We start from the raw sequence: 11,711 nt of genomic DNA, 5'->3' as shown, positions 1-11,711 counted from the left end.
TCCTACGTACAGTCCAGCGGGAGCAAGGTTCCTCGCCCCAGGTTTTACTCAGAAATTGCTTACAGCCAGTAAGTCACCGCATACCAGCCCAAACCGCCCATCACCACGGTGTAGGGCATGGCCATCCAGACCATCCGGCCATAAGACAGGCGAATCAGCGGTGCAATCGCCGAGGTCAGCAGGAACAGGAAGGCAGCCTGGCCGTTGGGTGTCGCGACGCTCGGCAGGTTGGTGCCGGTGTTGATGGCCACCGCCAGGGTCTCGAACTGTTCGCGGCTCATGTGGCCGGAGACGAAGGCCTGCTTGACCTCGGTGATGTAGATGGTCGCCACGAACACGTTATCGCTGATGGCCGAGAGCAGGCCGTTGGCGATGAACAGCATGCCGGGCTGCTGGTCGGCGGGCAGGGCCAGGACCCACTGGATCAGTGGCGTGAACAACTGCTGGTCGTGAATGACCGCCACCACTGCAAAGAACACCACCAGCAGCGACGTGAACGGCATGGCGTCCTTGAACGCATTGCCCAGTCGATGCTCGTCGGTGATGCCGGTGAAGGCGGTAATCAACACGATGACCATCAAGCCGATCAGGCCGACTTCGGCAATGTGCAAGGCCAGGCAGACGATCAGGATAAGTGCGGCAAGACCTTGGACGATCAGGGCTGCGCGCTGGCGTGCGGTGCGCTCGCGATTGTCCTGCTCAGCATAATCGGCCAGCACAGTGCGAACGTTGTCCGGCAGTAGCGTGCCGTAACCGAACCAGCGCAGCTTTTCCAGGGCCACACAGGTCACCAGCCCGGCAACCAGCACTGGCAGCGACACCGGCGCGACTTTCAGGAAAAAGTCAGCGAAATGCCAGCCCATCTCGTGACCGATCAGCAGGTTCTGCGGTTCGCCCACCAGGGTGCAGACACCGCCCAGCGCCGTGCCGACGGCACCATGCATCAGCAGGCTGCGCAGGAATGCCCGGAACTGTTCCAGGTCGCCATGGTGCAGCGACGGCAGGCCGTGGTCTTCATCGACGCTGCTGTCCTGGCGCGGATCGTTGCCCGATGCCACGCGGTGGTACACCGAATAAAAGCCCACCGCGGCGCTGATGATCACCGCCGTGACGGTCAAGGCATCGAGGAATGCCGACAGAAATGCCGAGAGAAAGCAGAACATCAAGGCCAACAGTGCCTTGGAGCGCACACCCAGGAGCAGGCGCGAGAACAGGAACAGCAGCAGGTCCTTCATGAAGTAGATTCCGGCCACCATGAACATCAGCAGCAGGATGACCGGGAAGTTATGCAGCAATTCATCATACAGCGCCTTGGGTGTGGTCATGCCCAACAGCAGGGCTTCGACCAGTAGCAGCCCACCGGGCATCAGCGGGTAGCATTTGAGGGCCATGGCGAGGGTGAAGATGAACTCCACGACCAGCATCCAGCCGGCGACCACCGGACCGAGGGTCCACAGCACCACGGCGTTGAGAACCAGAAAGGTGATGATGCACGCCTTGTACCAGCGCGGGGAATGCCCAAGAAAGTTGTGCGCGAAAGCTTGAGCCATCGAACCGGACATCGGCTGCTCCTTTTAATTAGAAGCGCGCAACTTGCCGTAACAAATGGGGAATATCAAGCGTAGGCATGAATACCGTTCGCCCACGACGATCTGACTCAGGCCCAATACCGCGCAATCACCGCTCGATAATGCCCCTGGAGCGAGTAGCCACCCACCAGGATTCTGCCGTCAGACTGCAGCACCAGGGCGGTGGCGGTGTCCAGGCTGTAACCGAGTCGAGTGCGAACCCAGCCTTTGCCTTCACCGAAATCCGGATCGAGGCTGGCATCCGGCAAATGCCGGGCGAGCACGAAGTCGGCTTCGATACCGCCGATGGTGGCGCCAGCGATCACCAGCTTGCCATCCGGTTGAAGCTGGGCCGCCGTCCACTGGCTGGCGTTGCGCCCGATCGCCATGAGCTGACACTGGCCCTGGTTGCAATGACGGTCCGGCGTGCCGTCCAGGCGCACTTTCAGGGACAGGCTGTGCATCGGATCGCGGCTGCTGCCAAAGGCTTGTAGATTGCCGCTCGCATCCTGAACGATCTGGCTGACCATCACGCTATGACCCTGCGCCAGGATGGACAGGAAGCCCTCTTCACCGAAGCTGTCATCGAGCTTGCCGTTGCTGTCATAACGGGCTATCAAGCCATGCTGGGGCAAGTCAATGGCGCCGCCGACGACAATATGACCGTCAGCCTGGAGCATCAGGCAGCCAAGCCAGGTATTTTTCAACGCGCGTCGGACCATTACGAAACCGCGACCGTTGAACGAGGTATCCAGGGTCCCGTCCGGCAGGAGCCGGATCAATACACCGACATGGTCGGACAATTGATAGTGATGGTTGGCGAGCAAGAGAATCCGGCCATCGGCCTGCACTTGCATGTCGCAGGCCTCGAGGCCTGGCACGCCGGGCGGCAGCCAGGGATCGCGCAGGCCTTGGGAGAGATGGCCGCAGAGCCGGATGAGGTGTCGGCCAGCATTGCCGAAGCTCTGGACGGCATGGCCCTGCTGATCGAACAGCGCCAGGGCGGGAAGGGTGTGTTCGTTGTTTTCATAGTGCAGGCCGGACAGCAGGATGTGCCCGTCGGGCAGCTCGATCACTTTGCCCGCCGTCGCTTCGAAGCCCTGTTCGAACGCGCCGATCACGCAGCCGTGGCTGCCGAAACCCGGATCGGTGGAACCGTCATGGTTGAGCCGCGCCAGCCCGAACCGGCTGCCATGGGCGGTCTCGATCCTGGCCGCGACGAGGATTCGGCCGGCACGGTCGAGGGTCAATCCGGTGATCAGGCTCGACGTGCTGCCTTCGAAATGAACCCAGGCTTTGCCGTTGGCGGCAAAGCCTGGGTCAAGTTGCCCGGCGTGGGTCAGGGCCGGGGGGAGTTCCAACGCGAACTGATCGAGCATGCCTGCCTCTCCTTGCGTGTCGACCGGCCCGAAAGGGCGATGACTGCATGAGGGCAACATTCAATCCTTGAATGTGACAATGCACAACTGTCAGGTACTGCAGTTACAGGGGCGATGCGTGCCATAACAATGGCTTTACAACCCAATGCCAAGCCTGCAATCGATAACAGGCTCTACCGGCGGTTTATTCGGGCATCGACCAGGATTGCAAGGTATAGCCTTCCTGGCTCAATTCGGCACGGGCCTGTTTCAACAGATCGGCCAGTTGGACCGGGTCGGTATAGGCGCTGCTTGGAATCTGAGTGCGGCCAATATGGGTATTGGTACGGTCGATGACGGTCAGGCTAAGTTCGCCGTTACCGTCTTGTGGAGCCCAGGCCACGCATTGGAAAGGACGGAATGCGCGGTCGGCAATCAAAAGAGCTTCGTTGATACGGAGCGGGGCGTTCATGGCATTTTCTCTCAAGTGTGCCCAAACAAATGATGTGCCGTCGGTTGGGCGTACCGTGCGGCTGGTTACTTGTACTGATGTCCCGAACCGGTAGGCGGGTCACACATTATTTAAATAAATTTCGATTTTCTTTCAGACCAGGCTTTTGCTCTTTTGTTTGAAAGCCTCCTGAAAGAAAAACGCCCACAACAACTAACGAAACGCTTGCTTATAACCAGTTTGAGGCGATCTCGATAATCAATTGATACAAGGGTGCGTCAACTTCTTGCTACTGTTACATGCAGGTTTGCCAAACGACTGTTTCTAATCATATTTCTTTATTTTGGCGCCAAGGATCAGTCATGGTCGAAGCCAGTACGTCACGTCGTCTGCTCGTGGTTGATCCCTGCGACGATTGTCATCGCCTGTTGCCAGGTCTGCGCGCCATTGGTTGGGACGTGGACAGTTGCGCCCTCGAACACGCCGGCGATCGGACCTGTGACGTCGGTCTGTTGCGCTTGCAGCCTTTCCACCTGGAGCGTCCGGAAGCGGTCAAGGAGTTGATCAGCCGGAGCGGCACCGAATGGATCGCCGTGCTCAGCCAGGAAGTGTTGCGCCTGCAAAACGTCGGTGATTTTGTCTGCGAATGGTTTTTTGATTTCCATACCTTGCCGTTCGACGTGTCCAGGGTCCAAGTCACACTGGGCCGGGCGTTTGGCATGGCGCGCTTGCGGGGGCAGGGCTCGATTCACATCGATCGGCCCGAACATGAACTGCTGGGTGACAGCAAGCCGATCCGCGAACTGCGCAAGTTATTGAGCAAGTTGGCGCCCGCCGAGTCGCCGGTGTTGATTCGCGGCGAGAGCGGCACCGGCAAGGAACTGGTGGCGCGCACCCTGCATTGTCAGTCCCACCGGCGCAACAAGCCGTTCATTGCCATCAACTGCGGCGCCATTCCGGAACACCTGATCCAATCCGAGCTGTTCGGGCATGAAAAGGGCGCGTTTACCGGCGCTCACCAGCGCAAGATCGGACGGATCGAGGCGGCCCACGGAGGCACGCTGTTTCTCGATGAAATTGGCGACCTGCCGTTGGAGTTGCAGGCCAATCTGCTGCGTTTCCTGCAGGAAAAACACATTGAACGGGTCGGTGGCAGCCAGCCGATTGCGGTCGATGTGCGGGTCTTGGCGGCCACCCATGTGGACCTTGAGGCGGCCATCGAGCAAAAGCATTTTCGCGAGGATCTCTACTACCGCCTGAACGTGCTGCAAGTGGCGATGGCGCCCTTGCGCGAACGCCATGGCGACCTGGCGATGCTCGCCAGCCACTTTTCCCATTTCTATAGTCAGGAAACCGGCCGCCGCCCCCGCAGCTTCAGCGAGGATGCATTGGTGGCGATGGGCATGCACGACTGGCCCGGGAATGTGCGGGAGCTGGCCAACCGCGTCCGTCGCGGGTTGGTCCTGGCCGAAGGACGGCAAATCGAAGCCCGGGACCTCGGCCTGGCCAGCCACCAGGGCGTCGCGGCACCGATGGGCACGTTGGAGGATTACAAGACCCGCGCAGAGCGCCAGGCCCTGAGCGATGTGCTCAACCGGCATAGCGACAACCTGAGCGTGGCCGCCCGGGTGCTGGGCGTATCCCGGCCGACGTTCTATCGTCTGCTGCACAAGCATCAGATTCGCTAGAACAGCCTACACACAACCCATTGTGGGAGCGGGCTTGCTCGCGAAGGCGGTGTGTCAGGTTGATCCATGTCACTGACACACCGCCTTCGCGAGCAAGCCCGCTCCCACAGTAGTTTTGCAGTGCCCTTGCAATATGTGGCCATCACATACCCCTGAGGGCATCAGAAGTAATACGGGAATTTCAGGCTAAAGGTGAAATCCGGCGCATCGTCGGTCAGCCCGATGGACAGGTTGGGCACGATGGTCAGGTTGTCGGATGCGGCGACGGTCATGCCGATGTTGAAGTAACCGGCGTTGGCGTCGCTGGAGGTCACCGACTCCCAGTCGCCACCGTCCTGTTTGAGCTTGCTTTTCTTTTGGATCAGGTCAGAGACCGAGAACGACATGCTCATCTTCTCGTTCAAGGCAAAGGCGATGCCCGCACCGAGCTGGAAGCTGTCGCCGATCCGCACTTTGCCCGGTACCTTCTGGTTGACCGTGGAACTGATATCGTCGAACGATTCTTCGAAGTTATGGGTGTAGGACAGGGTACCGAACAGGACCGCCGGGTCGAAGGTCTTGACCAGTGACAGCCCAGGCGTGATCGACCACACGCCGTTGCCGGTGGGCAGGTCGTCAGGTACGAACAGGTTGGTGTTGGCCTGGGATTGGCGCAGCTTTATGCCAAACGGGTCCTTGCCGGTGGGCGCCTTGACCCGCAGGGTGACCACCGCGTCCGGAGAGTTGATCGACTCATCCATGAACTTGTAGGCGATGCCGAAGTTGACGTCGCCGATGGTCGGGTCGCGGGTCACGGTTTCTTCGCTGGTGACCCCGGCCGCGCCGTTGTTCGCGCCGCCTGACTGATACGTGGATTCGCGGTAGACCACCGGCACGTTGAGGTCGAACTGCCAGCGATTATCGAAGTTATAGCGGCCGGTGAGGTCCAGCGTCCAGGTGTCGGCCTTGATCCGGTCGAGGTTGATGTTGCCCAGGAAAATCGAATCCAGGGCCAGGAAGCCGTTGAGGATCAGTTGCCGCGTGTCGTAGCGCGAATAGGTCACGCCGGTCTCGAAACTGAACTTGCCGCCGCCGAAGAAGCCGCTGGCCTCGTCATAGAGGTTGGAGACACTCTGGGCCGGCTGGGAGTCATCGGCCAGGGATTGCCCGTAGCCGCTGCCACCGGCCGTTGTCGCGCCGCCGGCCACGGTCTGGTTGCCTTTCATGTCGGCCGGGGATTTGGCCAGGCGCTTGGGTGGTGGCGCGGCGGGTTGATCTTCCACCTGGCGAACCCGCTGCTCGAGCACCGCCAGGGCTTTCTGCTGGACCTCGTATCGTTGCTTGAGCTCAAGAAGTTCCTGTTTCAGGGCCTCGATGTCGGCGTCCGGGGCCGCCTGCAACACGGCCGCCGGGAACAGCGTGCTTAAACACATCACAGCGCGCAACGATACGGATCGATACATGAAATATGCCGTCCCTATTTGCCCAATGGTCGGAAAACAGCGTAGTTCAATAACCGAGGTTACGGAGGCCGCGCAGTTGGGTCAGATTGCAGTCCAATGCCCCGGCACTGGGGCCGTTGTTGTTCAGCACCACGTTGAGCTGCGTCATATTGTTGACCAGGTTGCTATTGCCCAGCAGGCGAGTGTTTTGCAGCAAGCCGCCCTGGGCCACTTGTTGCAGGGTGCCGCCCTGGTTGTGGCTGGCCTGGATCGCCATCTGCACGCCGTTGCCGGTGGCGGTGACCGCGACGCTGCCGGCGGCATTGCTGCCGCTGATGGTCTGGCCCTTGGTCAGCAGTTGCCCCTGGGAAGGTACGAGCGCCGGCGCCTGGTTGCTCTCTTTCACATTGATGTTGACGTTGTTGTAGGCCGTGTTGCCGTCGCCCGCGGCACGCACGCTCTGGGTCACGCCCTGGCTGGTACCAAGGCCGGCACCACCGGTCATGTTGCCGCTGCCCTGTTCCGGGACGCTGCCATTGCCGGTCTGCTTGATGGTGGAGACATAGAACTCGGGTTTGACGGTGGCGGCCTGGATCTGCATGGTGCTGGTGGCGCCGATCAAGTCGCCGCTGGCGTTGCGCCAGGTACTGCTCATGACGATGCCGAAGCTGATGACTCGGCCGGGCATGACATAACGACCGCGCAGCTCGGCAAGCTCCTGGTCCTTGACTTCGATGGGTTTGAAGCCGGCATGGGCATAGCCCGAGGCAGTCGCGAGCAGGCAGGCCAGCGACAGCCAGTGTGACGTTTTCATGTGCTGCTCCCGGAGCGTCCTGCTCCTTTTTGTACTTATTGTTGGCAGTGGTCGGCGATTAGAAAAAGTCGCTCTGTATGAAGCCGAAGTCCATCAGTTCCGCATCCCTGACCGGGTTGAAACCGTCCAGCTTGTTACGGGCTGTCAGGGGTTGAGGAGGGCTGCGTAGCGCATTGGTCTTGTCATAGCCCGGGCCGACGATCGCAAAGACGATGCCATTCCAGCCTTTGACGAACTCATCGTGGGCGTAGCGCTTGTGCCCCAGCACCGGGTCGCCGATGTAGACCCATTGCTTGTCGGCCCGCTGCAACACCACGAAGTGCTTGTAGCCGCGTATTTCCATCAGGACGACCACCGGAATCGTCACCGCCTCGAGTTTCTCTGGCGGTATGCGGTAGCCTCGGGCACGCATGCCGATGGTCTCCACGTAGCGCTTCATGTCCAGCATGGAAAACCCCTGGGTGCGAACCAGGTCCTGGTCGGCATTGACCAGCATGCCTTTGATGACGTGCTCTTCATCGACGTCAAGCCAATAGGCCTGGCGCAGCACCGTGGCCAGCGCGGCGGCGCCGCAACTGAAATCGGTTTTCTGCTCGACGATGTCGCTGAATTTACGCTCGCGTACGCTTTGCACCGGTTTGTAGACCAGCATGCCGCCAGGCAGGGCGGCGACCGGCATCTGCGCCGCTTCGGCCATACAGGTCAGGCAGAGCAGCAGGGAAACGGCAGTGACACGCATGATCAATACGCCTAGTGGACGTCCGGGGAAAAGCCCCCTGTGGGGGCCGAGCCTGTGGGAGCAAAGCTTGCTTGCGATAGCGGTTTTAAAGCCAGCAGAGGGGCCGTACGTGACGACCTCGATCGCGAGCAAGCTGTGCTCCCACAGAGCTACTACCCCCACAGTGGTACTTTTTTACATGCAAGCCTTGCAGCCGGCCGCGATGGACAGCGAGTTGCTTTGCTGGTTGCCCACGCCTGCCGACACGTTGGCGCCGCCGTTACCGGAGAAGCCGTTCATGGAGTTGGTCATGGTGGCGTTGTTGATCACAGGGTTTTTCCAACCGTCGCGGGTCAGCACCTGCTGGGTGTTGCTGCCGGCCAGTTCGAAAGTCCCCACGGCGGAGAACTTGAACTTGTCGTCATCATGACCGCCGCCGTAGCCGCCTCTGTTGTCCCATCCGCCATGATCGTTGTCTTCGGCGGTGCCGGTACCTTTGGCCTTGAACGTGCCTGAGGCGCTGTAGGTGCTGGTGAGGGTGTCGGTCTTGTAGGTCCGCACGCCTTTGTTGTCGACCACAAGGCCGGTGGAGGACTGGTCAGCCGAGGCCGAGGCCTGTGCGACACGGCCCCCGGATACGGCGATGGCCAGGTTGTTTTTCTGCTGGTTGAAGTTCCCGGCGGTCACGTTGATACCGATGTTGCCGGAGCCGTTGTTGCCCGCATTGGTGAGCGAGGCGTTGTTTTGCGTGGAGTTGTTCTTGACGTAATTGTTGTTATTGACCTGCGTGGCGCTGGAGGCGGCGACAGCCGAGCCGAAGATGAAGCTTTCGTCGGCGGTGGCCAGGGCGGCGGCGTTGTCCTGCTGGTTGCCGTCGCCGCCGGCAATGTTGGCGCCCATGTTGCCGTTGCTGCCATTGAGCGAGTCAGTGGCTTCAGCGGTGTTGCGGGTGGCTTGGTTGGTCACGACGTTGCCGTCGCTGTTTTGCTCATCCAGCACGGTCGCGCCAGCCCCGGCGCTGATCGAGAGCAGTTGCTCGAGCGACGGACCTCTTGGGCCTTGATTGCCGTGGCCGTTACCGTGGCCGTTGCCACGCCCGTTACCATCGGCCTGCGCAGCCATTGCCATGACCGCGGCGAGAGCGAAAACCAATGGTTTGAGTGCCATTGTAGGTTTCATGGTGTTTCTCCTTGCGTGTCGTTGGTTAAGTGTCGGTACTTTCTTATGTAGCCCCCGGGTCAATCAGCGACCCGGATGCTCAGGGTGTTAGCCATTCGGTTCCCCACCCCGGCGCTCTGGTTCACCTGGATTACCCCTCGGCTGCCGGTGAAGGCCTGGTCGCTGGTGACGACCTGGCGACTGCCGGTTGGGGCGCCAGTTGCTCCTGAGTTCGGTAACAACGCCACGTTCTGTTGGGACAGGGCGCTGTCGTCCATGCTCTGCGGATGAGCACTGATGCCCACCCGCATGACATTGGCCATCTGGTTGTTGGCCCCGGCGGACTGGTTGACGCCCAGCACGCCGTTGCCGTTGCTGAAGGAATGGCCACCGATGCGGGCGGTGGCGTTCATGGAAGGGGCGGCCTGGGTGTCGACACGTTGCTGAACGTGGGTGCTTGCCTGGGCGTGGCTGCCAATGGCGATGGCCCGGGTGTTGGTTTGCTGGATCTGGTCACCGGCCGCCTGGTTGACGTTGAAGTTGCCGGTGTAGTGGCTGCCGGAATCCTGCAGGTTGGCGCTGCTGACCACTGCGACACCCGAATCGGCAAATACGGTGAAAGAGCTGAGCAGGGAAAGCATGATCAGGGCGAGTAGAAACAGTACGGGCTTCATGTCACTGACCTCCCGCCAGCCGACCCAGCGGGGCCAGGCCGGAACTCAACGAGCGGTTGATGGTGCCTGAGATCGCGCCACCACTACCGCCACCGTGACCGGCATTCATGCCCGGCATGCCGTTGGGGTTGGTGACCACATTCAAACCCTGCACGCCGGTATTGGGGGTGACGATGTTGCGGATCGACGAGCCGCTGGCCACGCTGGCGAATTCGCCATCGCTCAGTTCGGTGCTGGCGGTCGCTTGGTTGATTCGTTCGGAGGGGTTGGCGTTGACGGTGGTCGGGTAGGGGTCTTTGCCGCCGTTGCGACCGATTGCGATGGGTTGTACGTCACGGCTGAGCACGATGACGCCGTTGCCCTCGGCCTGTACTGGCAGGCTGAGCGTTGCGCTGGCGGCGCAGCCGATCACGAGCAGACAGGTCAAACTTCTTTCGAAAGTCCCCACGGCATCGATTCCTTCTTCGGTGGGCTGGCCCTGGTCCAGCGTTGCGAAGTGGGGAGGAGCAGGTGTTGTGCCGTGTTTTGAAATGCCCGCCATTTCAATGGGTTGGATTCAGGCGGGGAGCGTCGGGGAGGGATACTGTTTCAGCGCTGAGACAGGGCGTCGACGGCCAAATGGCCATCAGCCTTGCAGGGCTCTGGATCCAGGCTTTTAGGCGGGCGTTTCAGCAGCTTTACAGTCTTGATGGCAAGAACATGAAGCGGGGTTGAGTCCGGGTTTCGTGCGCGTGCACTGTTTCATAAGTGAAACAATTCAAGCGGCGGTCAGGCTTCAAGCAGTTGGGTAACGGCTGCAAACACTTGCTGCCGGCGTTGCCCCCAGTCGCCCTGAATGACCTGGAAGGGTTGCCGATGTCGCCTCAGCCAAGTCTCGATCGCTTGGAAAAATGCCAGCCGTTCTGTCAGCTCGGGCTGGCAACGCAAACCGTCGCCAGTCCATTCGACCTGCTCTGGGCTTAACAACAGGTGCAGATCGTAATGCCGGGCCAGCAGCGCCGGTTCGAGCCACTCCGGGCAATCGCCGAACAGGGTCTGGCTCCAGAGGATGTTACTCAACAGGTGAGTGTCGAGGATCAGCAGCGCCGGCCGATGGGCACGGGCCTGGTCCTCCCAGGCCAGTTGGCCGGAAGCGATGTCGGTGATGTCGGCCAGGCAGGTATCGCGCTGGGTCTGCTCCATGAAATGGCGCACGTATTCATCCACCCGCATTCCACCGAAGTGTTCCTGCAATTGCGCCGCCAGCCAGCTCTTGCCGCTGGATTCCGGGCCGGTCAGGACCACCACCTTCATGCGCGCAGGGCCGGGTCGGCGCGCCATTCGCGCCAGCCTTGTACGGCCAGCAGGGTGAACAGGGCGTAGAGTGCGGCGGTCAGGTGCAAGCCCTTGTAGATGAACAGACCCACGAAGATCACGTCCAGGGCGATCCACAGCGGCCAGCATTGCACGCGTTTTTGCGCCATCCACCACTGGGCCACGAGGCTGAACCCCGTGAGCGCGGCGTCGAGCCAGGGCTGGGCGGCGTCCGTCCAGTGGGCCATGGCGGCCCCCAACAGCACGCTGCCCGCCGCGCCGAGGGCCAGGCCGAGCAACACCGATGGCCCACCGAGGCGGCTGACCTGGCGCCCATCATGATTGCCCCCGGCACGGGTCCATTGCCACCAGCCGTAGAGTTGCAGCACCGCGTAGACAACCTGCAGCAGCATGTCCGAGTACAACTTCACCTCGAAAAAAATCCAGCTGTACAGCAGCACCATGACCAGGCCGATCGGCCAGCACCAGGGGTTCTGCTTGACGGTCAACCAGACGGCGATCACGCCGAGGGCTGCGGCAAACAGTTCAAGCCCGGACATGGCGGTTC

General features: G+C 61.0%; 12 protein-coding genes. 1 reads left to right on the top strand and 11 read right to left on the bottom strand.

Annotation, left to right across the window (positions count from 1 at the left end):
• Window positions 1-59: 59 nt before the first annotated feature.
• The 3 genes from nhaB to BLP82_RS01745 all read right to left on the bottom strand — a co-directional run bounded on the left by nhaB (window position 60) and on the right by BLP82_RS01745 (window position 3,398).
• The gene (nhaB, locus tag BLP82_RS01755; protein WP_092164807.1) at window positions 60-1,562 is read right to left on the bottom strand and encodes a sodium/proton antiporter NhaB; all 1,503 of its coding nucleotides are present in this window, start codon (window positions 1,560-1,562) and stop codon (window positions 60-62) included.
• 95 nt (window positions 1,563-1,657) lie between these two features.
• A complete protein-coding gene (locus BLP82_RS01750) occupies window positions 1,658-2,947 on the bottom strand; it encodes a hypothetical protein (RefSeq protein WP_092164805.1) in 1,290 nt (429 codons plus the stop codon).
• Between the two features lie 184 nt (window positions 2,948-3,131).
• Entirely contained in the window at window positions 3,132-3,398 is a 267-nt protein-coding gene (locus BLP82_RS01745) for a hypothetical protein (RefSeq protein WP_013693488.1), read from the bottom strand.
• Window positions 3,399-3,739: 341 nt separating this feature from the next.
• Between BLP82_RS01745 and BLP82_RS01740 the strand changes: the two genes are divergently transcribed.
• Complete coding sequence (locus tag BLP82_RS01740; RefSeq protein WP_092164804.1) at window positions 3,740-5,065, top strand: sigma-54 dependent transcriptional regulator; 1,326 nt, start codon at window positions 3,740-3,742, stop codon at window positions 5,063-5,065.
• 161 nt (window positions 5,066-5,226) lie between these two features.
• Here BLP82_RS01740 and BLP82_RS01735 read toward each other — a convergent pair whose 3' ends face one another.
• The 8 genes from BLP82_RS01735 to pnuC form a co-directional block, all read right to left on the bottom strand.
• Window positions 5,227-6,507 (bottom strand): transporter, encoded by a 1,281-nt coding sequence (locus tag BLP82_RS01735; RefSeq protein ID WP_092164803.1) that lies wholly within the window; start codon window positions 6,505-6,507, stop codon window positions 5,227-5,229.
• 46 nt (window positions 6,508-6,553) lie between these two features.
• A complete protein-coding gene (locus BLP82_RS01730; RefSeq protein ID WP_092164802.1) occupies window positions 6,554-7,300 on the bottom strand; it encodes a hypothetical protein in 747 nt (248 codons plus the stop codon).
• A 58-nt stretch (window positions 7,301-7,358) separates the two neighbouring features.
• Window positions 7,359-8,039 (bottom strand): C39 family peptidase, encoded by a 681-nt coding sequence (locus tag BLP82_RS01725; RefSeq protein ID WP_092164801.1) that lies wholly within the window; start codon window positions 8,037-8,039, stop codon window positions 7,359-7,361.
• A 174-nt stretch (window positions 8,040-8,213) separates the two neighbouring features.
• Entirely contained in the window at window positions 8,214-9,197 is a 984-nt protein-coding gene (locus tag BLP82_RS01720) for a heme utilization protein (protein ID WP_092164800.1), read from the bottom strand.
• A 59-nt stretch (window positions 9,198-9,256) separates the two neighbouring features.
• Window positions 9,257-9,850, bottom strand: a complete 594-nt coding sequence (locus BLP82_RS01715; protein ID WP_092164799.1) for an adhesin — start codon at window positions 9,848-9,850, stop codon at window positions 9,257-9,259.
• A 1-nt stretch (window position 9,851) separates the two neighbouring features.
• The gene (locus BLP82_RS01710; protein ID WP_060742551.1) at window positions 9,852-10,298 is read right to left on the bottom strand and encodes a hypothetical protein; all 447 of its coding nucleotides are present in this window, start codon (window positions 10,296-10,298) and stop codon (window positions 9,852-9,854) included.
• Between the two features lie 320 nt (window positions 10,299-10,618).
• Window positions 10,619-11,143, bottom strand: coding sequence for an AAA family ATPase (locus tag BLP82_RS01705; RefSeq protein ID WP_092165019.1), 525 nt, complete (start codon window positions 11,141-11,143; stop codon window positions 10,619-10,621).
• Window positions 11,140-11,703, bottom strand: a complete 564-nt coding sequence (pnuC, locus tag BLP82_RS01700; protein WP_092164798.1) for a nicotinamide riboside transporter PnuC — start codon at window positions 11,701-11,703, stop codon at window positions 11,140-11,142. Before pnuC ends, BLP82_RS01705 begins: the two co-directional genes overlap by 4 nt.
• Window positions 11,704-11,711 lie beyond the last annotated feature (8 nt).

The sequence above is a fragment of the Pseudomonas sp. NFACC37-1 genome, from assembly GCF_900101575.1.
Lineage (GTDB): Bacteria > Pseudomonadota > Gammaproteobacteria > Pseudomonadales > Pseudomonadaceae > Aquipseudomonas > Aquipseudomonas fluorescens_AA.
The sequence above is the reverse complement of the archived record's forward strand: the minus strand, read 5'-3'. Positions and strand labels throughout refer to the sequence as shown.